Here is a 25709-nt window from a genome sequence, read left to right as displayed (position 1 = left end):
GACGGCCCTTTTCGTTTTTTCCGTCTAACTGTACTTCTGGATCGCATCTGCCAGTAATTGCGGCAATGCCGGGATGTCGCCTGTGCCGTATGTGAACCGGACAAACGTCTCGTCCATATCGAGCGCCTCTGCGAACAACCCAGAAAGTCCACGTGCCTTGCGGTCGATTTCCAGCAAGACTTCTACGCTGTTTTCAGACAAAAAGAAGATCGCTTCCAATTCATCAAGACAGCCTTTGAACGGTCCACTTGCCGGCTTGAATTCAAACTCTTGGACAAACGGCAACCGCCGTTGCCAATAGCGCGGCGCTTGTTCGCACTGCACATGGTGGAGGCGGAATCCTAATTGGCGGGCTGCCTCGAGAAACGCGGCGACGAGCGGGTGCGGTTCGATGGCGAGATGGTCGCGGTCTTGCGGGTCGAGCGCCATTTTAATGTCAAGGCCGGTTTGCAGCCATACCCGCGAAGAGCCGAGCGTGACGGGCACGTCGTACGGCAAGGCGAATTGAAACGGGATCGTTTTCGTTTCGTTCGGCCCAATCGTCAGCGAGCCGCTTACTTTGTACCTTGCCAGCACCGCTTTTTCCTCGTGTTTCTTATCATCGATTTCTCGAAGGTAGGTCGTCACTAACGCTAAGTAAATTTCGTCGATATGCTGCTCGATGCTGCCGCCGCGAATGTCGACAATCCCTTCGACTGTTTCGCCTTGGACATATTGCGCTTTCGCTAATTTCGTATCAACAGTGGCTGCTCCGATGCCGATAGAACTTAACAGTTTTTTGAACAACAAGTTCTCCTCCTTGTCATCGATTTCAGTTGAGAATACGGAGCGCCTGGTGAAAAGGTTCCGTCCTTCTTAATTAAAAAGGTGGGAACGATACCGTCCCGCCAAGAGTCTGACGCCAAAGGGCGATGTTCAAGAAGCGAAACGCAATATATTGCTTTTTAACAATTATATACGGCAATCAAAAAAGGTGCCCCGATCTTTTTGGGACACCTTTCCTTTTTGTTTCGTTGTGTTAACGGATGCCGAGCGGATCGGTTTCTTCATCTGCAACGGTGCACGCTTCCGCCAAAGCGAGGTCGGCGGCGGCGTCTTCGGCGGTGACGAGGACGCGCCAGCTCGGGTTCTCGATCAAACGGCAAAAATCAAGAAAGCGCGTTTGGGCAATCGCTTCGTACCACCCGTGGCGGTCCGAGAGCACCACGGTGCGCTCGTACGGGATGCGCGGGGCGTCTGACCGTGGAACCGACGGCAACAGGCGGTTGGCCGCTTGCCTGACTTGTTCGATGGCGCGGGAGGACGGTTGTTTCGGAATGGCATCAAGCAAAGCGTCCATATGCGCTGCCTCATCGGTTGAGACGAGGCCGGAGACGGATAGCTGCGTCGGAATCCAGCCTTCAAGCACGATGCGCCCGCGTGCCGTATGAATGTCCCAGTGCGTCGATTCCGAAGCGGCGGGGTCCATCGTAAAGCCGTGGTAATAATGGACGGGGATGCGCCAGCCGTTGCTTTCATGAATCACCGTAGCGCCGACGCGCGGCCGTGTGCCGTCTGGTTCTCGCAACGCGAATCCGCGTGCGGAAGCCGCTTCGCCAAACCAGTCGCGTCCGACTTCAAAAAAGTGGACGCCGTGCTCGATCAGGATGCCGCCGCTTCGCCGCTCGTCCCAAAACCAATGGCCTTCCGCGACACGGTGAGCCGCGTTGTGAAGGCTTGCGTAGTCCACTGGGCCAAGAAACGCGCGGTGGATGAGTTGCTTGACGGCTTCTGCGAGCGGGTGGTAGCGAAGGACGAGATTGACCGCCAACGCCCGGTTTTGGCGGGCGGCGAGCTGGATGTTCGCCCGCAGCGCCTCGGCGGTGAGGCCGCCTGGCTTTTCAAGCAACACATGTTTGCCTTCCTCAAGCGCCCGCTTGGCAAGCGGGGCGTGCAAATGCGGCGGGGTGGTGAGAATGACGATGTCAACATGCGGGTCAACGATCAATTCTTCAGCTTCGCGGTATTCGCGCACGTCGCCCGCCTGTGCCTGACGGCGGCGATAGGCGTCGATGACGCGCTGGCGTTTTTCGTCCGTCCGCCCGGCGACAGCGGCGAGATGGAAGGAAGGAAGCGGGGCGAGCGCGCCGGCGAGAAATTCAGCGAATGCGCCGGCACCGGCAATGCCAACATGGTAACGGAAAGATGATGAAGAAATCATGGCGTATTCTCCTCCTCCCTCACATATATATAGCATTAACGATACTCATTATACCGCAAAGAAAAAGAAGAACGAGAAAATGAAAGTTTTGAAATTTGCAAGCATCAATCATTCCTCATCGACACCATCCGACAATTATTTCGCTTGCATAGAAGGAGGAATATTATGTATATTATTATTAGCAACCATCGCAGCCGAGTGCTAGCAATCTATGAACTACTTTCATTTTCTCGTTCATCCGTCAAAAAAGGTGTCTATTTTTGTGAAAAAAAGATATGGAGGGATGACGAAATGAAAGCATTGTTGCTGGCAGGAGGATTAGGTACGCGTCTTCGTCCATTGACCGAAAACATCCCCAAACCGATGGCCCCGATTGCGAACCGGCCATGGCTTGAACACCTCATCGTTCATCTTCGCGACCAAGGAGTCAACGAATTTGTCATCGCCGCACATCATTGTTCAGAAGTGATCCGTCGCTATTTCGAAGATGGGAAGCGCTGGAACGTCAAGATTACATACGCGCTCGAACCGTTCCCGCTCGGAACGGCTGGGGCGATCAAAAACGCCGAGCGCTGGCTGAAGGAACGGTTTCTCGTGTTTAACGCCGACATTGTGCATTTGCCGCAATTGATCCCGCTGCTTGATTTCCATCGTCAACATGGCGGTTTGGCGACGATTGTCTTAACGGAAGTAGACGATCCTTCTTCCTATGGGGTGGTCGAACAAGACGATCGTGGGCAAATTTTACGCTTTGTCGAAAAGCCGCGCCGCGAAGAAGCGCCATCGAACCGCATCAATGCCGGCATGTATATTTTCGAGCCGGACGTGATGCGTTATATTCCGGCTGAGCGGGAAGTGTCGATCGAGCGTGAAACATTCCCGCTGCTGATCGAGAAGAATGTCGGTGTATATGGCATCGTCAGCACCGGATACTGGCGTGATATGGGGACGCCGGCCCGCTACCGCCAAGTGCATTGGGATGCGTTGAGCCGGGAGTTTCCGATTCCGCTCAAAGGACGTGAAATTCAACCGGGCGTGTTTGTTGGTGAAAACGTGGAGATTGGGTCTGGCGTCTTGTTTGTGCCGCCTGTGCTCATCGGCGACCACGTGAAAATCGGTCCGCAGGCTGTCATTGGCCCAAATGCGGTCATCGGCGACCGCTGCCAAATTGGCGCCCGCGTCCATTGCGCGCAGACAATCGTTTGGGACCGCTCTGTCATTCGTGACCGCAGCCGTTTGCAAAACAGCATTTTCGGCTATCGGACGGTGACGCCGGCGGGAGAAGTGTTCGAAGATTCGATTATTAATCAGTTCAAGGAGGCGGTGCAAGCATGATTCGAATTGCCTACGTCAGCACGTACCCGCCGCGGCGGTGCGGGCTGGCGACGTTTACGGAACATTTGCGACAAAGCATTGACGGCGTCCGGGGCCCGTCCGACGGCGACCGCGTCATCGTGTTGTACAACGAAAGCGACGGCGATGACGCCTATCGCCACAACCCGGCGTATTGGCCGCTTCCGGCGCAAAACCGCGCGGCGTATGCCGAGATGGCCAAAAGGGTGAATGAAAGCGACATCGACGTCGTTTTATTGCAGCATGAGTTCGGCATTTTCGGCGGCGAGGCGGGCGAATACATTCTTGATTTCATCGCCGCGCTCAACAAGCCGCTCGTAACGACGTTCCATACGGTGTTTGCCGACCCGCCGTTGCCGTATCGCCCGATTCAAGAGAAAATCGCGGCGGCAAGCGATGCGATCATCGTCATGAACCGGCAGGCGATTCCGTATTTGGTCAAAGCGTTTGGCCTGCCGGAAGAAAAAATTGTCTACATTCCGCACGGTGCTCCAGGCCCAAGCAGCGAAAATCGCGATTCGCTTCGCCGACGCCTCGGATTCAGCGGCCGCAAAGTGATGTTGACGTTTGGGCTGCTCAGCCGCGGCAAAGGGATTGAATCGGTCTTGGCCGCATTGCCGGGCGTTGTGCGCAAGGTGCCGGAAGCGCTGTATGTCATTGCCGGACAGACGCACCCAGAAGTGAAAAAGAGGGAAGGAGAAGCATATCGCGAGGAGTTGAAATCGCTCATTCACCGTTTAGGGCTTGAGCTCCATGTCTACATGGAAGATCGGTATTTCAGCGAAGAGGAATTGATCGATTATTTGACGGCGTGCGATCTATACGTCACCCCGTACCCGGGCATGCAGCAAATCACAAGCGGCACGCTTGCCTATGCGGTCGGCGTCGGCCGTCCGGTCGTTTCGACGCCGTATGAGCATGCGCGCGATTTGTTGCAAGGTTGTGAAGAGCTGTTGTTGCCGTATGGCGATACGACCGCCTGGGAAGAGCGGCTCGGGCAGCTGTTGGCCGACGAGGCGGCGCTGAAGCGATGGGAGGAAAAGGTGCGCCAAATCGGGGCAAACACGCATTGGCCGCGCGTCGGCGAACAGCATGTCGCCTTGTTTGCGCGCATGTGCGACGCGAAACGTGGGGAGGTGAAGACCATTGGCACCGTCAGTCATTAAGTTCGACCATCTCGAGCGCATGACTGACGACACCGGATTGCTTGAGCATAGCCTTGGCCGCATCCCGCGCCGTCGCGAGGGTTATTCGACCGATGACAACGCCCGCGCCATCTGGGCGTGCCTGGAATGGATGGCGCTATGTGAAGACAAAGGAGAGAAAGAGCGGCTGCACCGTTTGCTTGACCGGTATTTGGCGTTTTTGCTTTGGGCGCAAAACGATGATGGCACGTTCCATAACAACTTTTTCTTCGATCGGACAAAAGAAGAGGAAACGCCGTCAGACGACTGCTTCGGGCGGTCGTTTTGGGCGACGGCGTTGGCTTACGTTCGCCTCAGCGATCCGGCGCGGCGCGAGGCGGCAGCAGATATGTTGCGGCGGGCCATGCCGGCGGCTTGGGAGCTTCGTTCGCTGCGCGGCGTCGCCTGGGGGGTGGCCACTTGCGGCGTCTTATTGACAGAAGGACGCCCGCTTGGCGTCGATCAAGAGGAAGTGGCAGCTTTGGCTGCACGGCTTGAGCAGCGGCTGCTTGCGGCGTATTGGGAGCATGCTGGCGACGATTGGTATTGGTATGAGCCGGAGTTGACGTACGCCAACGGGGTGCTGCCGTGGGCGCTTTGGACGGCATATCGGCGCGCGCCTCGGGATGAGGTGAAGGAAGTGGCGGAAAAAAGCCTTGCTTTCCTTATTGAAAAAATGAGCGGACCGGGAGGTGTCATCCGTCCGGTCGGCAACCGCGGCTGGTGCAGCCGCCGCTACCGCGCCGATTGGGATCAACAGCCGCTTGATGTGATGAAGCTCGCTTTGGCGGCGCGCGAAGCGTATTGGGCAACGGACGACGAGCGTTATCGCGGCGTCGTCCGCCGCTGCCTCGCTTGGTTTTACGGACAAAACGACGGCAACGCGCCGCTTGCCGACCCAAGCGACGGCAGTTGCTGCGACGGGCTTGGCCCGAACGGCCCGAACCCGAATCGGGGGGCGGAGTCAACATTGTCGTACTTGTTAACAGCAGCAATCGCTCAATCGATTTCGGTGGAGGTGGTTGTCGATGAATACGTCAACAACGAAACCGTTCGCATGGCCGGCACACGTGTTTAAAGAATACGACATCCGCGGACGAGCCGGAGAGGAGCTCGATGAGTCGTTCGCGTATTGGCTCGGACGGGCCTTTGCCGACATGATGCAAAAGGAAGGCGAGAAGAGGGCGGTTGTCGGTCATGACAATCGTCTATCATCGCCTGGCTTGCATCGGGCGCTCAAAGATGGGCTGCTCGATGGCGGCTGCGATGTCGTCGATATTGGGCTTTCGACGACGCCGATGTTTTACTACAGCTTATACTACACGAACATTCCATGCGGCATGATCATCACCGCCAGCCATAACCCAGGGGATGAGAACGGATTTAAAATCGCCATGGGAAAAACGACAATTTATGGCGAGCGCATCCAAGCGTTGCGGCGGGCGATGGAGCGGCTCAGCCAGGAACAGCCGCGGCCTGAAACAGCGCGCGGGCGCGAGGAAACGTTGGACCTTGCTCCGGCATATATCAAGATGTTGAAGGAGAAAATCCAACTCGGTCCGCGCAAGCTGAAGGTCGTCGTCGACTGCGGCAACGGCACCCCATCGATCATTGCGCCACAAGTGCTCAAAGAGTGGGGATGCGATGTCGTCCCGCTTTACTGTGAATCCGATCCAACGTTTCCGAACCATCATCCGGACCCGGTCGTGCCGGAGAACTTAACGGCCTTGATTGAGATGGTGCGCAAGGAGCAGGCTGATCTTGGCATCGCGTTTGACGGCGACGGTGATCGGATCGGGGTTGTGGATGAAACGGGTGCGATCCGTTGGGGCGACCAACTGATGGTGCTGTTCTGGCGCGAGATTCTTAAGCGCTATCCGGGAGCCGACGCGCCCGTTGAAGTGAAATGTTCGCAAGCGCTTGTTGAGGAAATTGAGCGGCTCGGCGGGAAACCGTTCTTCCATCGCACCGGCCATTCGCACGTCAAAGCGACGTTGCGCCGTCGTCCGGAGATCCCGTTTGCTGGTGAAATGTCTGGCCATTTGTTCTTCAATGATGAGTTTTACGGCTATGACGATGCACTGTACGCCGCTGGGCGCCTGCTTCGATTACTGTCGCACGATGAGCGCCCGCTGTCCGAGTGGTTTGCCGATGTGCCGCGGTACGCGGCGACGCCGGAGACGCGAGTTGCTTGTCCGGAAGAGAAAAAACCAGCTGCCATTGCTGCGGTGAAAAACCGGTTCGCTGGCCGCTATCCGGTTGTTGACGTCGATGGCGCCCGCATCCAGTTCCCGGAAGGCTGGGGGTTGGTGCGGCCGTCGAACACGCAGCCGATTCTCGTCTTACGCGCAGAAGCGAAGACGGAGGAAGCGCTGGCGGAGATTAAGCGGCAACTGGCTGATTGTCTCCATGCTCTTGAATTGTGCATCGATTGGTGATGTTCATTTCCAAGCTGCCCGAAATGCTTGGGCCTGTTCTTGATGGTGCGCTCTGTTTGGCGCAAAAACTCTTTTCCGGCGCGGCGCCCGCTATCTCGTGCGGGCCGCCGGCGCCGGTTTGTTTTTGCTGTCGCAGGGGGTTAAAGCTTGATTTCTTGCCAGTTATTTGTCCATAATAGATAGGGGTAAAAACGAGTTGTAGGAGAGTTGAAGGCGTGGTGATCCGTGAATCGTTGCAATATATTCAAGATGCATACGCGGCATTGACGGAGTTGAGCATGCTTATCGTCGATGATCACGGCGCTCCCGTGACGAAAGTATCGAATATGACCGAGCTGGCGGAGCTCGTTTTGTTTGCAGCTGAAAGGGAAGCGCCATCGTTTTTCTGCCCGCGAGAACTTGTTATTGACGGATGGCAGCGTCCATCGGTCGTACCGGTCGGGCGTTTTGGCATGAAAAGCATCGTCGCTCCCGTGTTTGTCGATGAGAAGGCGGAATATTGGATTTGGGCGGGCGTGTTTATCGAGGAAGAGACGAAATGGCTCATTTGCGAACAGCCGCTGGCAGCCGGCGGAAAGTGGGTGTCAGCCATCGAACGATCGGTGGCGCTGCCGGCGCGGGCAGTCGAAGCGAAGTTAAAAGATATAGAAAAGATGGCGGTCATATGCGGGGAATTAATCAGCGGCGAGCGCCGCAAGCAGCAATGCTGTGAATACGGAAAACGGCTTGAAGCAGTGGTCACGGACAGCTCCGCCCTAGCGGACGTGGACAAGCTGCTTTTTGAGTTGCGGGCGTTCGATGAACGCGTCGATATGGCGTTGTATATCGCCAAGTGTCCGCAAGGATGGATGGTGGCGGCGGCAAGCGGGGAAAAGGCCGGAAAGCTGCGCGGCAAGATGATCGATGCGTTGTTTCCGCCGCTTTCGTCTTCGAAGCCGCCGCTTCGTTCGGTTTACGTTCAAGATGCCGCTTTGGATCCACGCTTTTCCTTTTTTGTCCGCCATGGCATCCGCCCGAAAGCGATGATTGCGTATCCGGCGATGTACGGGAAAACAATGGAAGGATGGGTCATGATCGGCAGTGAGGCGGCCTCTTCACTGCCAGCGGCGCTTCGTTCGGTCGGCTCCGCCCTCGTTCAACATTGGCTGCTTCTGGCTAAATGTACAGAGGCCGATATGAAAATGGACCGCCATTTGATGCGCCTTTCGATGTTGATGGAAATTGGACGGGCCATGCGTATGGTGCAGAACGAGGAAGAAATCATCCGGATGATGGCCGAATTCGCCGCGGAGCTCGCTTACGGCGATTTCGTCTGCGTGGTATGGTCTAGCGATGGCCAAACAGCCGTTGTCCACGAAGGAGCGATGGACGTAGAAATGGCCGTTCGTTATCGGGATGATGTCTGCCGTCGCTATGGCTGTCACGGCGAGAAGGCGAAAAGCGAGGTGCCGGCGTTGCTTGATGTCGAGGGCAAATCGGTGATGGAAGTGCCGTTTTTCGTCGGCGATGGCCGCTATGGCGTTCTCGCCGTTCATATAAAGAAAGGAAGGGAAGCGAAAGAGGCGGAAGTGTATATGACGGCGCTGGCCGCGATTGGTGCGATGATGATTAGCGGCAAGGCCCACGGTGGGAATGATGGGACGGTCAATATCGACATGCTGTCCGAGCAGTTGACAGCCCGGGAGATGGATGTATTGGAGCTGCTCATTCAAGGCTGCAGCAACCGCGAAATTTCAGAACGGTTGTTCATTAGCGTCCATACCGTGAAAAATCATATTACGAACATTTTTCAAAAAATTGGCGTCAATGACCGGTCGCAGTTGATCGCCCTTGTGTATCAACTAAACCACCGCCGGCAGCGCCGCTAAGGGGACATCATTGGACGATGGGTGCCATGATGTCTTTTTTTTTGGATGTAGGAAATTGGAATGAACCCCATTTTGTATTATAATGAGTTGTAGTAAATAAGAACTATTTTTCGATAGATGGAACAATAAAGGAGAAAAATAGCATTCGAATCCGTTTTCCCCAGCGCTGGAACGTGGGATAGTGGAAAAGCTGCCATGTTGCTTTGGCCGGCGCATAAGCATAACAAGGATAGGGGAATGCCGATGAAGCCCAAGGCCATGATCCGAACGATGGCGATCGTGAAAACGGCGGACATTTTAAAAGCGATGGACATTACCGAGGAACTGGCGAAGAGAATGGGGTTTTTGCCGCGCGATTGCCTTTTTCTTCGGCTCGCGACAGAGGAAGCGTGCACGAATGCGTATGAATATTGTCAAAAAACGAGAAAACTGCCATTTAGGATATTTTGGAAAATTGATGCGAGACAGTTTATGATCATTGTCAAACAGCGAGGAGGATGCTTCTCCGTAGCCCAAACTGATGTCGTCAACACTGGGCCGCGCGGCAGGGGGCTGCAGCTGATCACCCATATCGTCGACGATGTATACGTGAAGCAAGCGGGAAACAACGTCTTGTTTTGCATGTGCAAATGCAAAAAAAAGAGTGACTATTGGAGGAAACAAGATGGAGACAAAACAAGGGGCAATTTGCACGCTTACATGGGCAGAAGATATTACCTTAAACAATGTCGAATCGTTCCGTCAAGCGCTGGAAAAGTTGCTGGACAAACAGGCGGATCAATTGATCGTCAACATGGAGGGGGTCAAATACATTAACAGCGCCGGACTCGGGGTCATCGCTGACAGCGTCATGGCGGCGAGAGCCCGACAAAAAGAGTTGGTCATTGCCGGAGTGGAAGGGTCGCTTGCAGAAATTTTCCATATCGTCAAATTTTCTTCGTTTATCAAACTATTTGCCACAGAGAAGGAAGCCATGGATTATTTCAGTGGAGAATGACGTTCTATGGTGGATGGGTTTTGGGAACATGTTCAACGTTATGACCACCTCGCGTGGCGAGAGTTGCTTCTCGGCTTGGAAAAAATGAATGTATTCGTTGGGCCGGGCGATTATGTGTATTGGCTCGCAGCGCCGGAACAAAGGCGGCTCTTGTTCATTTCGTCATCATGCGAGCAGCTGTACGGCCTGCCTCCGGACGACTTTTACCGCGATCAAGACATATGGGCAAAAGTGTCCTACCCGGATGACCGCGCCAAGGCGGAAAGAAAATGGTCGCTTCTTTCGGGGGCGGATGCGGGTGCCCAAACGTATCGCATCATCAATCAGCGGGATGGCTCCGTCCGCTGGGTGCTTGAACGGACGTTTCCTGTGCTTGGCCAATTCGGGGAAGTGAGGCTCGTCAGCGGAGTTGTCGCTGATCTGACAGAAGCAAAGCGAAACGAGAATGAACGGCAGCTCGCTGAACAAGTGTACAAAGCGATGGAACAGGCGATGCTCGTAACCGATGGCCAGTTTGTCGTTCAGTTTGTCAATCCGGCGTTCACAAAAATCACTGGCCATGGTGTAGAGATTGTCGGTCAGCCGCTGCATACGCTTTACGCGGGTTATTACGAGGCCTGGCTTTATGAGGTGATTCAAGCGGGAACTGGGGAAAGTGGAGAATGGAGGGGGTGGGTGCGCTGGCGGCGGAAAAACGGTTCGGTCTATGTCAGGCAGACGACGGTGCGGGCTGTGCCTGGCCATGATGGAGGAATCGCTTTTTACTTGTTTTTATTTGCCGGTCCAACTTATGAGAACCCATACATCGCAGCGATGAAAGATGACTTGCGGCTGGCCCGCGAGGTGCAAAAGCGCGTGTTGAGCAAGCCGTTGTCGGCCAAAGGAATCCAGATTGCCGGAACGTACATCCCATCACGGGAGCTGGGGGGCGATATGTACGCCTGGTATCCGATCGACAAACAGCGGTACGGCATTTTTTTAATGGATGTGATGGGTCATGGGGCAGCGGCTTCACTCATTTGCATGTCGGTCCGCTCGCTCTTAAACGGCGTCATCCGCAAAGGGATCGTTCCGACGGAAGTGTTTCGCGAGTTGAACCGCCATATGCGCCAGTTGTACCATGAAAACGGGCGGATGACGTATTATTTCACCGCCGTGTATGTTCTTGTGGATGTCAAGGAACGGATGATTGAATATGCATCAGCCGGCCATCCGCCGGGGTTTTTGTTCCAACCGGACGGAACGGTGGCGGAGTTGGACCGCGGCTGCGCGCCGATCGGGCTGCTTCCGCGCCTTTTTGTCGACAGCGGCCGGTTGCGCTACGAGCCGGGGGCGACGCTTGTGTTGTATTCCGACGGGGCGATTGAAGGGGGGGCGGGATCCGTTCGGCAAAAGATTGAAGCGTTCCGCGATGCGCTAACGCCGCATATTTTATTGGACGAGCAGGTGCTTTTGGACCATCTGCGCCGCCATTTTGCGCAAAAAGGGCCGCTTCCGGACGATTTTTCGGCGGTGGTGGCCAAGCTTGGCTAAACGAGGGGAAAAGCCGCCTGTATTCGGATGATCGATCCGCTTCACAAGCTGCTTTTTCTTTATGTATGAAACGGCACGGCAGCCAACTGTGTCTCGGTTGCAAAAATGGCCTTTTGGGCTATCTTTTTTACGAATCGTGAAAAGACGCATTCACTCCTGCCGCCCAATAATGGCGGCAAACACCAAACTATAGTATAGATTCCTTTCCACAATTCAGGTTAAAATAAAGACAATTACGCTGTTGATTGCGAATACAATATAGAAAAGGCAACAGGAGGGAAGACATATGGCGGTGACGAATCCGGCTGGATTTTGGAAGCGGCTGTTGGCTAACTTGTTGGATGCGATTGTCGTTGGCATTCCGATTTCGATCATCGGCTATTTCATCACTGGCAGTTGGGAAACGAACTGGTTTACGTCATTAGCGAACATCCTTTACGCGTTAATCGTCCCGGCTGTTTGGTACGGATATACGGTCGGCAAGCGGATGCTTGGCATCCGGATTGCGAAAGTCAACGGCGGAAAAGTTGGGGTCGGCACGATGTTTTTGCGCTCGTTCGTTGGCGGACTCGTATACTTTATCACGTTTGGCATTGGTCTCATCATTAGTGCGATTATGGTCGCTGCGAGAGAAGACAAACGGTCGATTCACGATTTTATCGCTGGGACGTATGTGACAACGGAAAAACCGACGGTGTAAAGCAGAAAACAGCAGGGGGTGTCCCAAGAGGGTCGGGACGCCTTTTCTTATCTTTCGTGACGGATCATCAACGATCAAAAGAATGACGCTTTTGAGTGGGGCCTTGTTGTTTTTTAGAAGGCCGGTGAAAAAAGGCTGTCGCACGCCAATCAGCGGCATTTCTCCAAAAAATGAAAGTTGATTTCTCAATGTTTCTCAAATGAAAAAACGACCGGGATCAGCCGCGTTTTTCACTAAATCATCAGCCCTTTAGAGGGCTGGTGAAAAACGACCGATTTCGCCGAACCCGTTGCTTTCGGCTGAAAGAGAAGCGTTGATTTTACAGGACTTCTCAATTTGAGAAGAGATTCCGTTTTCCGCGGCTTTTCACTAAATCACCAGCCTTTTAGAAGGCTGGCGATTTAAGAGGGAATATTGCTCTTCAACACTGTTGTTCAAATTGAAAAGTCTTGCGGCGCCACAACTTAATTCCTTGCGATTTCTCCCAAACCGAGCGAATCCGTTGTTTTTCACCAGCCTTTTAGACTAGAAAATCTTTGCAAATCCACACATTCATGATTATGGCCAGGAAGGAAAATGAATGATCATTCACGAATCTATTTAAGCGGTGAAGATAAAGAAAAGACGATTGCATAATGGAAAAGGAGGAGAACGACTTTGTCTTTATCCAGTTATATTATCCGCACAATGTTCGTTGTCATTCCTGGCACAGCGGCGATCGGCATGGCCACATGCCTGGTCAACGGCATTCGCGGGGCGGCATTTTGGTGGACGCTTGTTGCTACGGTGCTGTTTGGCGCGATGCTCGGCTTCGTTTCGGCAACGCTCAACTATCGACGGTTTGTTGCCCCGATTGCCGTTATTAACGAACATTTAGGCAAGATGACAGGCGGAGATTTGACGGTGCGCATACCTCTTGATCGCGTCCAGCAGCTGCGGCCGATTGCGGCGTCGTTAAACGATATGGCAAACGCTTGGCAAAGTGTGATGGGGCAAGTCCAACATCATGCCGAAGAAGTAGCGCAATATTCTCAGCAGCTTGCCGCCGTCGCCGAACAGACGACGAAAGCGACAGAGCAAATTGCGACAACGATGGAAACGCTTGCGGCAAGTGCGGAGGAGCAGGCCGATGCTGTTCGCACCACCGCCGCGTCCGTGCATGATATTTCCCAAACATTGAGCGACGTCGCTTTCCATACGAAAGAAGTGGCGCACCAGGCTGAGAAAACATCGGCGAAAGCAGAGGACGGCAAGCAGTCAATCGGACAAATGTCCAAGCAAATGCAGTTCATTTACGATCATGTGCAAACGCTCGGCCAGGTGGTGAAAGGGCTTGGGGAGCGCTCCAACGAGATTGGACAGATTACGGAAGCGATCACCGGCATTGCGTCGCAGACGAATTTGTTGGCGCTCAATGCGGCGATCGAAGCGGCGCGCGCCGGCGAGCAAGGGAAAGGGTTTGCGGTTGTCGCGGACGAAGTGAGGAAGCTCGCAGAACAATCAGCGCGCTCAGCGCAACAAATTTCCGAGCTGATCGGTTACATTCAAGAAGAAACGAAGCGGGCAGTTGCGTCTGCCGAACAGGTGATCGCCGAAGTGGCGAAAGGATTGAACGTTGCGGCGGCATGCGGCCAATCATTTGCCCATATCCGCGAGGAGGTCGGCCAAGTGAGCAAACAAATTGGACAAGTATCGTCCGCCATCGAGCAAATGACGGAGCATGCTCGTCAAGTGAACGACGCACTCCAACAGATGACCAATATTGTCGAACAGTCAGCGTCTGGTGCGGCCAACGTATCGGCAGCGACCCAGGAACAAATGGCTTCCGTCGAGGAAATCGCCTCTTCGTCGACATCGCTCGGTCAGATGGCGGACGAGATGCGGGCAATGCTGAAGAAATTTTCTGTGTGAGTGAGGAAAAGGACGCTTTCTTCGAGAAAGAGGGGCTTTCAAACGACGTGTGGGAGTCAACGTTTGGAATAAAATGGTTTGCATCTTTGCCAATTGCCTGATAGAATAAAAAAAGTCAGTCATCATTGTGATACGCTTATCTGCTAGGGGAGTCCGAGAGCCGGGCTGAGAAAAGAACGCGATGAAGTTCTTTGACCCTTTGAACCTGATCTGGGTCATGCCAGCGTAGGGAAGCAGGCAGCGGGAACAGATGGACGTGTCTTGTTCATTTGGCCTTTTGCCTTCGATCAGGTTCCGGTGTCGGAACCTGTTTTTATTTTGAATCGGCCGCCATCGCCTATTCTCGTGTTTGCCCCGCTTCAGACGGTGTGGCTTCAGATCTGATTTTTCATCATTTTATGTTGAAAGGGGAAGCCACGCATGGAAAACATCCGCTCGTTTATGTCGTTTCCGGAAAGCCGCAAAGTGTACATCGAAGGGTCGCGCCCGGATGTGCGCGTGCCGATGAGAGAAATTGCTTTATCGCCAACGAAAACGCCGCAAGGAATGGTGGAAAACAAACCGGTGCGTGTCTACGATACGACGGGCCCGTATACGGATCCCGATTTTGAACCGGACGTGGAGAAAGGCTTGCCTCCTCTTCGCCGCCGCTGGATTGTCGAGCGCGGCGATGTGGAGGAAATGGAGCGGTCTTCTGTTGCGATCCAACGTTCGCTTCCGTTTGTGCGCCGTCCATTGAGGGCAAAGCCCGGAAAAACAGTGACACAAATGCATTACGCCAAACGGGGGATCATTACGCCAGAAATGGAGTTTGTCGCGATTCGTGAACAAATCGATCCAGAAATTGTCCGCCAAGAAGTCGCCGCTGGTCGGGCCATTATTCCGGCCAATATTAACCATCCAGAGAGCGAACCGATGATCATCGGACGTCGTTTCCATGTGAAAATTAATGCCAATATCGGCAACTCGGCTGTTTCTTCATCGATTGAAGACGAAGTGGAAAAATTGCTTTGGGCAGTGCGTTGGGGCGCCGATACGGTCATGGATTTATCGACCGGCAAACACATTCATGAAACGCGCGAGTACATCATCCGCAATTCGCCGGTCCCCGTGGGAACGGTGCCGATTTATCAGGCGCTCGAAAAGGTAGGAGGGGTGCCGGAGAAGCTGACATGGGACGTGTACCGCGAGACGCTCATCGAGCAGGCTGAACAAGGAGTCGACTACATGACGATCCACGCCGGTGTGCGGCTTCATTACATTCCGCTCACCGCCAACCGGACGACCGGAATTGTCTCGCGCGGCGGCTCGATCATCGCCCAATGGTGTTTGGCCCACCATGAAGAAAACTTTTTGTATACGCATTTTGAAGAAATCTGCGAGATTTTGAAACAATACGATGTCGCGATCTCCCTTGGCGACGGCTTGCGCCCCGGCTCCATCGCCGATGCGAACGATGAGGCGCAGTTTGCGGAACTCAAGACGCTCGGCGAGCTGACGAAAATCGCCTGGAAGCATGATGTGCAGGTGATGATCGAAGGGCCGGGGCACATTCCGATGCATAAAATTCGCGAAAATGTCGAGCGGGAACAGGAAATTTGTCATGGAGCGCCGTTTTATACGTTAGGGCCGCTTGTCACCGACATCGCGCCCGGGTATGACCATATTACGTCAGCGATTGGCGCCGCCATCATTGGCGCTTATGGAACGGCGATGCTTTGTTACGTAACGCCCAAAGAACATTTAGGGTTGCCGAATAAAGAGGACGTACGCGCCGGGGTCGTGGCCTATAAAATCGCCGCCCATGCGGCTGATCTGGCAAAAGGGCATCCAGCCGCTCAGCAGCGTGACGACGCGCTCTCGAAAGCGCGCTTTGAATTTCGTTGGAACGATCAGTTCAATTTATCCCTCGATCCGGAACGGGCCCGCGAGTATCATGATGAAACATTGCCGGCTGAGGCGGCGAAAACAGCTCATTTTTGTTCGATGTGCGGGCCGAAATTTTGTTCCATGAACATTTCACATGAACTGCAACGGAAAATCAAAGAGGAGGGGATGAAAGAAAAAGCGCAACAATTTATTCGGCAAGGGTCGTCGCTGTATCAATGACAAGAAGCGGGCTGCGATGCTCGGCATGGTGGAGAGGATATGGAAGTTCGATCAACGGAAAAAGCATGAGCTGGAAAACGCTCGGTGCTGATCGAAGCAGCGGAGGGGGGCGAACGTTCATCGTCTTTGGCGAGGAGACCCCCACTTCAACGACCAAAGGGAGTAAGTGGGGGAGGAATCGCTTTTTTTGTGTTTTTGTATCACTTTTAGTGAAAGAGAGGTGAGACAAATGGACATGACGTTAACAGCCAAAATAAAAATTTACCCAACAGCGGAACAAGCAGAAGTATTGAAAGCCACCCTTTCCGCTTATCGACAAGCGTGCAACGCTGTGTCTGTTGTGATTTTTGACACAAAAGTGCTTGCACAAGCCAAGTTACACGACATGACCTATCGTCTACTTCGATCAAACTACGCTTTGCGTTCGCAAATGGCGCAATCTGTGATTAAAACGGTGATCGCTAGATACCGCTCCCTAAAAAGCAATGGTCACGAATGGACATTGGTTCGCTTTAAAAAGCCTGAATATGATCTCGTTTGGAATCGAGATTACTCCATTGTTCAAGGGTTATTTTCTGTCAATACGCTAGAAGGACGAATCAAAGTGTCATTCGAACCAAAAGGCATGGAACCATATTTTGATGGCTCATGGACGTTTGGCACAGCCAAACTCGTCTACAAGCATAACAAATTCTTTTTGCACATCCCCATGACCAAAACAATTCCAACCGTAGATGAACACAACATTCGCCAAGTGGTCGGTGTCGATGTAGGGGTTAACTTTCTTGCAGTAGCTTATGATTCGCAAGGGAAAACTATCTTTTTTAACGGACGAAAAATCAAGCATATGCGTGCCAAGTACAAACGAATGCGAAAAACCCTCCAGCAAAAAGGGACGGCTTCTGCGCGTCGGAAGTTGAAAACAATCGGACAACGAGAAAACCGTTGGATGACGGATGTGAACCATGCTGTCACGAAGGCACTCGTTCGTCAATATGGAGAACGTACCCTTTTTGTATTAGAAGATTTAACAGGCATTCGTGAAAAAACAGAACGTGTACGTATCCATGACCGATATGAAACCGTATCGTGGGCTTTCTATCAGTTCCGTCAAATGTTAGAGTATAAGGCACGTTTGCATGGGTCAAAAGTGATTGTGGTTGCTCCGCATTACACCTCTTTGACATGTCCAAAGTGTGGTCATACGGAAAAAGCCAATCGAAAGAAACGTACACACACCTTTTGTTGTCGAACATGCGGATATACCTCAAACGATGACCGCATTGGTGCTATGAACCTTCAACGAAAAGGAATAGAGTACATCGTTGAAGGAACGACACAGGCATGACCTGCGTCGTTGGGTAGTTGTCAACCTGCCCCCTGATGCAACCCCAAGTCAAGGAAGGAGGACGAAGTCCGCTCGCACTTCTGGGGAGTTGCAAGCCCCCACTTCAAGCGTTAGCTAAGTGGGGGTAGTTGACCGCCCCTCTTGTTTGTTGTGCAAATTGGTCCGGTTCCTTATTATTTTAAAAATATATAATTTTTAAAAAATATATTTACAAATCGTTTCGGATTGATTATGATAATGGCATAAGGTGCAAATTTCTAGTCATAGAATGATCATGCGGGGAAAACTGCGCAGTCTATCGCGGCGCCTTCGCCGGCGCTTCGCTTCCATAGACAGCGGCCAGTTGCGTCATCGAACCGTGGATGATGCCGGCCGCTTCTTTTTATGGCGAAAGGGCCGGGTTTCAGAAGGTTGATCGCGTTTTTCTAGCAGCTTAGTGAAAAAATAACCCCTTCTCCTGCATCGACCGCTTTTCGAGAAAAAAGATTTTGATGATGTCTTGATGTGAGAAAGCCATTGGTATGATAGGCTGCTTCTTGAACGTGAGACGGGCATGAGGGTGATGGGCGTGCGCATAAACTGAAACGAAGGGCTATGAGGAGGGATGGGATTGAACACATTTTCCGATATTGTGCAGACGATGCCGCCATATTTGTTCTCCCGATTTCAGAAGAAAAAAGAAGAATTGCTAAAGCTCGGGGTCGATGTCATTGATTTAGGGATCGGCGCCCCCGATTTGCCGCCCCCTTCCTTTGTCATCGAAGAGTTGAAAGAAGCGCTCGATGCGCCAGAACACTATACGTATTCGCCGTATGGCGGCTGCAGGGAGTATCGGGAAGCGGTCGCGCGTTTTTATGAACGGGAATATGGCGTCAAGCTCGATCCGGAGACCGAGGTGTTGGCGTTAATCGGCTCGAAAGAAGGAATCGTCCATTTGCTGCAAGCCGTTCTCAATCCCGGCGAGCTCGCCTTAGTGCCTGATCCGGGCTATCCCGTCTATCGGACGGCCGTCCATTTTGCCCGCGGCCAGAGCCTATCGCTGCCGCTCGATGCGCAACATGGTTATATTCCTCGGTTTGATGCGCTTCCCTCGTCCGTTTATGACCAAGCGAAAATCATGTTTCTCAATTATCCGAGCAATCCGACGGCCGCCGCTGTCGATTTGGATGTATTTGCCGAAGCCGTTTCACTTGCCCGTCAGCACCAGATGTTCATTGCTCATGATGCGGCCTACTCGTTCGTGACGTTTGCCGGTTTTCAAGCGCCGAGCATTTTGCAGGTGGACGGGGCAAAGGAAGTGGCGGTGGAATTTGGATCGTTGTCCAAAAGCTATAACATGGCCGGCTGCCGCATCGGATACGTAGTCGGAAACCGGGACATGATTCGAGCGCTTTCGGTGATCAAGAGCAACACGGATACGTGCCAGTTTATTCCGATCCAGAAGGCGGCGGTGGCCGCTTTGACGAACGGACGGACGTTTATTCGAGAAAATAGCCGCATTTATGAACAACGCATGAATATGATGGTCGAGAGACTTCGAGAACTGGGCATCGACGTGCAGCGGCCGAAAGCGACCTTTTTCTTGTGGATCCCGGTCTATGACGGATACTCGTCCGAACGATTTGCCGCCAAATTGCTGGAAGAAGCGGGAGTCATCGTAACACCGGGAACAGCGTTTGGATCCGCAGGGGAAGGATATGTCCGCGTATCGCTGTCAGCGCCGATGGAGCGTCTGCAGCAAGCCGTTGAACGATGGAAGCAAGTGGATTGGGAGGAATCGGCGCGATGAAGAGAACGATGCGTCACATCACGGTGGCTCAAGCCATCGTCGAATGTTTCAAACAGGAACAAATCCGTTATGTGTTTGGTGTGCCGGGGGAAAGTTATTTGCCCCTGCTTGATGCCATCTATGATGAGCCATCCATCGAGTTCATCTCCGCCCGCCATGAAGGGGGTGCTTCCTTTATGGCGGAAGGGTATGCGAAAGCGTCGCGGAAGTGCGGCGTCGTGCTGGCTACAAGGGCGGTTGGCGGGGCGAACTTAACGATCGGCGTCCATACCGCCAGGCAAGATTCCACTCCGATGGTCGTGTTTTTGGGGCAAGTGAACAGCCGCTTCCTAGGACGTGAAGGATTTCAGGAAGTCGATATGGAAGCGTTTTTTCGTCCGATCGCCAAATGGGTGGTCGAAATTCGCGAAGCCGAGCGGGTGCCAGAGCTGGTGCAACGGGCGTTTCGCACCGCGAAAACAGGGCGGCCCGGCCCCGTCGTCGTTTCACTGCCAGAAGATGTATTTTCCAAAACGATAACGGAAGCAGTGATGGCCGAGACCTATGTGCCGAAGCCGGCCCCAAGGCAAGAGGATATACGGAATATAAAGGAGCGGCTCGAGCGCGCCAAACGGCCGCTCGTGATTGCCGGCGGCGGCGTCAAATGGTCGGGAGCCGAGCAGCTGCTGCGCTTATGGGCGGAAAAGTATGCACTTCCAGTCATGGCGGCGTTCCGGAGGCATGATGTGTTTCCCCACAACCATCCGTGCTATGTCGGCCACCTAGGCCTAGGGACGCCGAAAGAGGTCATGGAAACGGCTGAGCAGGCCGATGTGGTGATTGCGTTGGGGACGCGGCTGTCGGAAGTGACGACGCAAGATTACCGTTTGCTATCTCCAACGCAGACGCTGATTCATATCGATATTGACAGCGATGGGCTCGGAAAAGTGTATGCACCGGATATCGCGGTTTGGGCTGACTGTCGGGAAGCGCTGTCCCGTTTGCTCGATATCGCGGTGCAGCCGTCTTGGCAGGAATGGGCGGCTGAACGGAGGGAACGGTACGAACAAACGGCCGCGCTGCCGCTTGAAAAACGAACTCTCCATGAAGCGGTCATGGCGAGTTTAGGTCACCATTTGCCGAAAAATGCGGTCATTACGAACGATGCTGGGAATTTCGCCGGTTGGCTTCACGCCTTTTTCCCGTTTGGGGATGGGCACACGTACATCGGCCCGACGTCAGGAGCGATGGGATATGGCATGCCGGCTGCCATTGGCGCGAAACTGGCCTTTCCCGACCGGACCGTCGTTTCTTTATCCGGGGATGGCGGCTTTATGATGACGGTGCAGGAGTTGGAAACGGCCGCTCGATACGATATTCCGATCATTAGCATTGTGTTTAACAATCATATGTACGGCACCATCCGCATGCATCAAGAATTGCAGTTTCCGGGGCGGGTCATCGGCACCGATTTAGGCCGCGTGTCGTTTGCCCGGTTGGCAGAATGCTTGAACAGCTGCGGATTCCAAGTGCAGACGGAACAACAGTTCACGGAAGCGCTTCTGTTGGCGCTTGAAGCCAAGAAGCCGACGGTGATTGAAGTGTTGACCGATCCGAACCACATTTCGGTGGCGGCAACGATCCAAGACTTGCGGGCCAAGAGGAAGTCCTGACGATCATCGCTCGGCGTTCAATGTATAAATTATCTCAATAAATCATCTAGAAAAATGGGGGGAGTATACAGTGAAAATCCAAAACTATATCAATGGAGAATGGAAGGAGCCAAGCACCGGGCAATTTGCGCCGGTGATCAATCCGGCGACGGGGGAAACGATTGCCGAGGTGGCGATGTCCGGGCCAAACGATATCGATGAAGCGGTTCAGGCAGCCAAAGAAGCGCAAAAACAGTGGGCCCTCGTGCCGGCGCCGAAACGCGCGGAAATCTTGTATAAAGTTGGGATGCTGCTAAAGGAGCGGAAAGAACAGTTGGCCCGGATGTTGACGATGGAAATGGGCAAAGTGATTGAGGAAGCGCGCGGCGAAGTGCAGGAAGGCATTGATATGGCGTTTTACATGGCGGGAGAAGGACGGCGGTTGTTCGGCGATACGACGCCGTCTGAACTGAAGGACAAATTTGCCATGAGTGTCCGCGTGCCGGTTGGAGTGGTCGGCATCATCACGCCATGGAATTTTCCCATTGCCATCGCCACTTGGAAGTCGTTTCCGGCCATTGTTGCCGGCAATGCGGTCGTATGGAAGCCAGCGCCCGAGACACCGATCATGGCGCAGGAATTAGCCCGCATTTTTGAAGAAGCGGGCTTGCCGCCGGGAGTGTTTCATGTGGTTCACGGTGACGGGCCGACAGTCGGCAATGCGCTCGTCGAGCATCCTGATGTCAAGGTCATCTCATTTACCGGATCGAATGAAGTCGGGCGGATGATTGCGGAAAAATGCGGACGACTGTTGAAAAAAGTGTCGCTCGAAATGGGTGGGAAAAACGCGGTGATCGTCATGGATGATGCCGATTTGACATTGGCGGTTGACGGCATCATCTGGAGTGCGTTCGGCACATCAGGCCAGCGGTGCACGGCGTGCAGCCGGGTCATCGTCCATGAGCGGGTGAAACAGGAGCTTGAGCGGCGTCTGCTTGAAGCCGTGAAAACATTGAAAATCGGCAACGGGTTGGATGAAACGGTCAAAGTCGGACCCGTCATCCATGAAGAGGCGCTGCAAAAGATCGACCGCTACGTGCGCATTGGTGTAGAAGAAGGGGCGAAATTGCTGATTGGCGGTCATCGACTGCGCGAGGGCGACTATGCGCGCGGCTTTTATTACGCGCCGACGATTTTCACCGATGTCACGCCGAATATGCGCATCGCCCGCGAAGAAATTTTCGGCCCGGTTGTGTCGATCATTTCCGTCCGCAGTTTGGACGAAGCGATCGCCGTCAACAACAGCGTCGATTATGGGCTGTCAAGCGCCATTTTCACACGCGATGTCAACAATGTATTCCGAGCGATGCGTGATTTGGACACCGGCATCGTGTATGTCAACGCCGGCACAACGGGAGCGGAAATTCATTTGCCGTTTGGCGGCACGAAAGGGACGGGCAACGGCCACCGCGACTCCGGCGTCGCTGCGCTTGACGTATTCACCGAATGGCGGAGCATTTATGTCGATTTCAGCGGCAAGCTGCAGCGGGCGCAAATCGATACCGATGATTGAACCGGGCTGTCGCTTGCAACATGGCCGGCAAAAGAGAAGCGAAGATCAACGTGGAACATATATCGTGAATCGAAGCAGCGGCCGCGGCAAAGATGTGAAAAAAGCGGCTGTCATGTGAGCGTATGGCAAAGAATCGGTGACAGAGGGGGAAAGAACGATGAAAGTGCTCGTGCTTGGAGCGGGGCTGATGGGCAAAGAAGCAGCACGCGATTTAGTGCAAAGCCAAGATGTTGAGGCGGTGACGTTGGCGGATGTCGATTTGGCCAAGGCGGAGCAGACGGTGCGGCAGCTTCATTCCAAAAAGCTTGCCGCTGTGCGGGTGGATGCCAGCGACAAGCAGCAGCTGTCGGCTTTCATGAAAGGGCACGATGTGGTTGTCAACGCCTTGTTTTACCAGTTTAACGAAACGGTGGCGAAAACAGCTATTGCAGCTGGCGTCCATTCTGTCGATTTAGGCGGCCATATCGGCCATATCACCGACCGGGTGCTTGAGCTGCATGAACAAGCCCAAGCCGCTGGGGTGACCATCATCCCCGACCTTGGCGTCGCACCCGGAATGATCAACATTTTATCCGGCTATGGGGCGAGTCAACTCGATGAGGTGGAATCCATCTTGCTGTATGTTGGCGGCATCCCCGTCCGCCCCGAACCGCCGCTGGAGTACAACCATGTGTTTTCGCTCGAGGGGCTGCTTGACCATTACACCGATCCGGCCTTGATCATCCGCAACGGCCAAAAGCAGGAAGTGCCGTCCCTTTCGGAAGTCGAGCCGATTTATTTCGACCGGTTCGGGCCGCTTGAAGCGTTTCACACCTCAGGCGGGACGTCGACGCTCTCGCGCTCGTTTCCGAACTTGAAGCGGCTCGAGTACAAAACGATCCGCTACCGCGGCCATGCGGAAAAATGCAAGCTGCTTGTCGATTTGAATTTGACACGCAACGATGTGGAAGTTGAGATCAATGGATGCAGAGTCAAGCCGCGCGATGTGCTGCTTTCCGTCCTGAAGCCGCTGCTTGATTTGAAAGGAAAAGATGATGTGGTGTTGCTTCGGGTCATCGTCGGCGGTAGAAAAGATGGAAAAGAAACGGTGCTGGAATACGAAACCGTCACGTTCAATGACCGCGAAAATAAGGTGACGGCGATGGCGCGTACGACGGCCTACACCATTTCCGCTGTCGCCCAGCTCATCGGCCGTGGGGTGATCACAAAGCGCGGCGTCTATCCGCCGGAGCAAATCGTTCCGGGGGATGTATATATGGACGAGATGAAAAAACGAGGAGTGGTGATTAACGAGAAGAAAACGGTTCGCTTATGAAAAAAGCATCATAGAGTGATGATAAGAGATGATGACAATGATCCGAATAAAAAACACGCCTGTTTCTCACCGAGAAACGGGCGTGTTTTCGTTTTGTCCGCAACGGTTGCTTTTATACAGTTTTCGTTGCCGATGGCTCCCGTTTGCGCCAGGCAAGGAAAAGGAATGCAACAAGCGACAGCGCCATGGCGATCATAAACGGCGCCTTTGCGGAAACGGCATGACCGATGACGCCAGATAGCACTGGAGCGATGGCCGACCCCATCCAGCGAACGAAGTTGTACATGCCGGAAGTGACGCCGCGTTCATACGGCGATGTTTCCATCACATAGCCTGTAAACAAGGCGTTGTTTAAGCCGGATACAAGGCCCGACAAAATGATAAGGACGATCATGAACCATGTTTGTTCAGCGACCGCTAAAAGCAGCAATAAAACGGCAAACAGCAATAAGCTGTAAGGCAATATTTGTTTCGGTTCGTATTTTGCTTCAAGCCGGTGGGCCAACGCTGCCGCGATCCGTAGGCGAGGCAAAGCCCCCAGCCGAAAAAGACAAGACCGATTTGAATCGCCGATAACTTCATGACCAGAGGCGAATAGGCCAAAACAACGAAAAAGCCGTAATAATAAAGCATCCCGCCGATCGCCCCTTTTAAAAACGGCGGAAAGGCGAGCAGATGCCGCATTTCCTGCCATCCGACTGCTTTTTTCGGTTTTCCTTTGTTTGGATCATACACAAAAAATGCGACAAGCAAAAAGGCGATAAAAATGAGTACGCTTGTGCCGATAAACGGGTAGCGCCATGAATGTTGGCCCAGCAGTCCACCGATGAGCGGACCGCCGGCCATGCCGAGGCCGATCGCCGCCTCATACAAGCCGACAGCGGTGCTTGCCTGCGGTGTCAAAGCGATTAACAGTGTCATAGCCGTTGCAAAAAAGGTGGCATTGCCAAGCCCCCAACCGGCGCGGAAGATCGACAGTTGTGGAATGTCGGCGGCGAAACCGCACAATAATGAGAAAATCGTGACAAGGCCAAGTCCGATCACCATCATTTGTTTATCACCAACGCGGCTGACGACAAGGCCAACGGGAATCATCATGACCGCCATCGTAAAAATATAGGCGGTAAACAACATTTCCACTTGCCAGTGGGTCGCGCCGATGCTTTCGGCGATGACCGGCAAAATCGGATCGACGACGAAAAAACGTCGCACAAAACAAAAAAAGATATCCCCGCTAGACTCGGGATATCCGGTTATGTGAAGGCTATATGTCCGCTTTTTTTGCTTCAAGCGCTTCTTTTACCGCTGCCTCGATCTCCTGATAGCTCGTGCAGCGGCAAATATTGGACTCCAGCCATTCTTGAATCGTCGCTTGATCCGCGCCCGGATGCCGCTCGATGAGTGCGTGGGCGTTCATAATGAATCCAGGAGTGCAATAGCCGCACTGAAAGGCGAAGTGGCGGACGAAGGCGTGCTGAATGGGGGCATCATCAAGCCCTTCGATCGTGGTGATTTCTTTGCCGACTGTCTCAATCGCGAGCATCATGCACGATTTGATTGGCGTGCCGTCGACTAAGACGGTGCAGGCGCCGCAGTCGCCGTTCAAACAGCCTGGCTTGGCCCCGGTCAGCCCCAGCCCATCGCGCAAAACAAACAGCAGCGTTTCGGCTTGGCGAGTGACGATCGATCTTCGTTCTCCATTAACGTGCAGCACAAGCTCCCGCTTTGTCGTTTCCTCCATGTCCGCATGCTCACCTCCT

Annotated in this window: 19 protein-coding genes, 1 pseudogene and 1 riboswitch; of the genes and pseudogenes, 16 read left to right on the top strand and 4 right to left on the bottom strand. The window is 53.6% G+C overall.

Translation table 11 applies throughout. The annotated features are described in order from the left end of the window. Positions 1 to 24: 24 nt before the first annotated feature. Both ACVX3G_RS00615 and ACVX3G_RS00610 read right to left on the bottom strand, forming a co-directional pair. Positions 25 to 789, bottom strand: coding sequence for a sporulation protein (locus ACVX3G_RS00615; RefSeq protein ID WP_014194845.1), 765 nt, complete (start codon positions 787 to 789; stop codon positions 25 to 27). A gap of 229 nt (positions 790 to 1018) precedes the next feature. Beyond that, positions 1019 to 2200 carry a Gfo/Idh/MocA family protein gene (locus ACVX3G_RS00610; RefSeq protein ID WP_011229863.1) on the bottom strand — a complete coding sequence of 394 codons (1182 nt, stop codon included), beginning with the start codon at positions 2198 to 2200 and terminating at the stop codon, positions 1019 to 1021. 291 nt (positions 2201 to 2491) lie between these two features. Here ACVX3G_RS00610 and ACVX3G_RS00605 point away from each other — a divergent pair, with 291 nt between their 5' ends. The 16 genes from ACVX3G_RS00605 (at position 2492) to ACVX3G_RS00530 (ending at position 23949) form a co-directional block, all read left to right on the top strand. Beyond that, entirely contained in the window at positions 2492 to 3535 is a 1044-nt protein-coding gene (locus tag ACVX3G_RS00605; protein ID WP_011229864.1) for a nucleotidyltransferase family protein, read from the top strand. Continuing rightward, on the top strand, positions 3532 to 4719 hold the full coding sequence (locus ACVX3G_RS00600) for a glycosyltransferase family 4 protein (RefSeq protein WP_011229865.1): 1188 nt from the start codon (positions 3532 to 3534) through the stop codon (positions 4717 to 4719). The genes ACVX3G_RS00605 and ACVX3G_RS00600 overlap by 4 nt, the downstream gene beginning before the upstream one ends. Then, the gene (locus ACVX3G_RS00595) at positions 4700 to 5815 is read left to right on the top strand and encodes a hypothetical protein (protein ID WP_011229866.1); all 1116 of its coding nucleotides are present in this window, start codon (positions 4700 to 4702) and stop codon (positions 5813 to 5815) included. Before ACVX3G_RS00600 ends, ACVX3G_RS00595 begins: the two co-directional genes overlap by 20 nt. Then, positions 5766 to 7175 carry a phosphomannomutase/phosphoglucomutase gene (locus tag ACVX3G_RS00590; protein WP_033007774.1) on the top strand — a complete coding sequence of 470 codons (1410 nt, stop codon included), beginning with the start codon at positions 5766 to 5768 and terminating at the stop codon, positions 7173 to 7175. Before ACVX3G_RS00595 ends, ACVX3G_RS00590 begins: the two co-directional genes overlap by 50 nt. A 215-nt stretch (positions 7176 to 7390) precedes the next feature. Further along, entirely contained in the window at positions 7391 to 9043 is a 1653-nt protein-coding gene (locus ACVX3G_RS00585; protein ID WP_014194849.1) for a helix-turn-helix domain-containing protein, read from the top strand. 195 nt (positions 9044 to 9238) lie between these two features. Beyond that, a complete protein-coding gene (locus tag ACVX3G_RS00580; protein ID WP_014194850.1) occupies positions 9239 to 9859 on the top strand; it encodes an ATP-binding protein in 621 nt (206 codons plus the stop codon). Further along, positions 9756 to 10040, top strand: coding sequence for an STAS domain-containing protein (locus ACVX3G_RS00575; RefSeq protein ID WP_223812669.1), 285 nt, complete (start codon positions 9756 to 9758; stop codon positions 10038 to 10040). Before ACVX3G_RS00580 ends, ACVX3G_RS00575 begins: the two co-directional genes overlap by 104 nt. A 6-nt stretch (positions 10041 to 10046) precedes the next feature. Next, on the top strand, positions 10047 to 11573 hold the full coding sequence (locus ACVX3G_RS00570) for a PP2C family protein-serine/threonine phosphatase (RefSeq protein WP_014194852.1): 1527 nt from the start codon (positions 10047 to 10049) through the stop codon (positions 11571 to 11573). A 286-nt stretch (positions 11574 to 11859) separates the two neighbouring features. Further along, positions 11860 to 12273 (top strand): RDD family protein, encoded by a 414-nt coding sequence (locus ACVX3G_RS00565; RefSeq protein WP_011229872.1) that lies wholly within the window; start codon positions 11860 to 11862, stop codon positions 12271 to 12273. Positions 12274 to 12930: 657 nt separating this feature from the next. Then, entirely contained in the window at positions 12931 to 14184 is a 1254-nt protein-coding gene (locus ACVX3G_RS00560; RefSeq protein WP_011229873.1) for a methyl-accepting chemotaxis protein, read from the top strand. A 135-nt stretch (positions 14185 to 14319) separates the two neighbouring features. Beyond that, a riboswitch (TPP riboswitch) is annotated at positions 14320 to 14433 on the top strand. Positions 14434 to 14604: 171 nt separating this feature from the next. Further along, the gene (gene thiC / locus ACVX3G_RS00555) at positions 14605 to 16293 is read left to right on the top strand and encodes a phosphomethylpyrimidine synthase ThiC (protein ID WP_011229874.1); all 1689 of its coding nucleotides are present in this window, start codon (positions 14605 to 14607) and stop codon (positions 16291 to 16293) included. Between the two features lie 229 nt (positions 16294 to 16522). Then, positions 16523 to 17641 carry an RNA-guided endonuclease InsQ/TnpB family protein gene (locus ACVX3G_RS00550; protein WP_011229875.1) on the top strand — a complete coding sequence of 373 codons (1119 nt, stop codon included), beginning with the start codon at positions 16523 to 16525 and terminating at the stop codon, positions 17639 to 17641. A 610-nt stretch (positions 17642 to 18251) separates the two neighbouring features. Beyond that, positions 18252 to 19430: an aminotransferase class I/II-fold pyridoxal phosphate-dependent enzyme gene (locus ACVX3G_RS00545; RefSeq protein WP_014194854.1), complete on the top strand. Its 1179-nt coding sequence runs from the start codon at positions 18252 to 18254 to the stop codon at positions 19428 to 19430. Next, complete coding sequence (locus tag ACVX3G_RS00540; RefSeq protein ID WP_011229877.1) at positions 19427 to 21082, top strand: thiamine pyrophosphate-binding protein; 1656 nt, start codon at positions 19427 to 19429, stop codon at positions 21080 to 21082. Before ACVX3G_RS00545 ends, ACVX3G_RS00540 begins: the two co-directional genes overlap by 4 nt. A gap of 70 nt (positions 21083 to 21152) precedes the next feature. Then, on the top strand, positions 21153 to 22634 hold the full coding sequence (locus tag ACVX3G_RS00535) for an aldehyde dehydrogenase family protein (protein WP_014194855.1): 1482 nt from the start codon (positions 21153 to 21155) through the stop codon (positions 22632 to 22634). Between the two features lie 157 nt (positions 22635 to 22791). After that, positions 22792 to 23949 carry a saccharopine dehydrogenase family protein gene (locus ACVX3G_RS00530; protein WP_011229879.1) on the top strand — a complete coding sequence of 386 codons (1158 nt, stop codon included), beginning with the start codon at positions 22792 to 22794 and terminating at the stop codon, positions 23947 to 23949. Between the two features lie 112 nt (positions 23950 to 24061). Here the strand turns inward: ACVX3G_RS00530 and ACVX3G_RS00525 are convergent. Further along, positions 24062 to 25146 (bottom strand): annotated as a pseudogene (locus tag ACVX3G_RS00525) (MFS transporter); the annotation flags it as partial. Positions 25147 to 25213: 67 nt separating this feature from the next. Then, complete coding sequence (locus tag ACVX3G_RS00520; RefSeq protein ID WP_011229881.1) at positions 25214 to 25690, bottom strand: (2Fe-2S)-binding protein; 477 nt, start codon at positions 25688 to 25690, stop codon at positions 25214 to 25216. Positions 25691 to 25709: the final 19 nt, after the last annotated feature.

Source organism: Geobacillus sp. PLS 41 (assembly GCF_056494105.1).
This window is presented reverse-complemented; position numbering and strand designations above follow the sequence as displayed.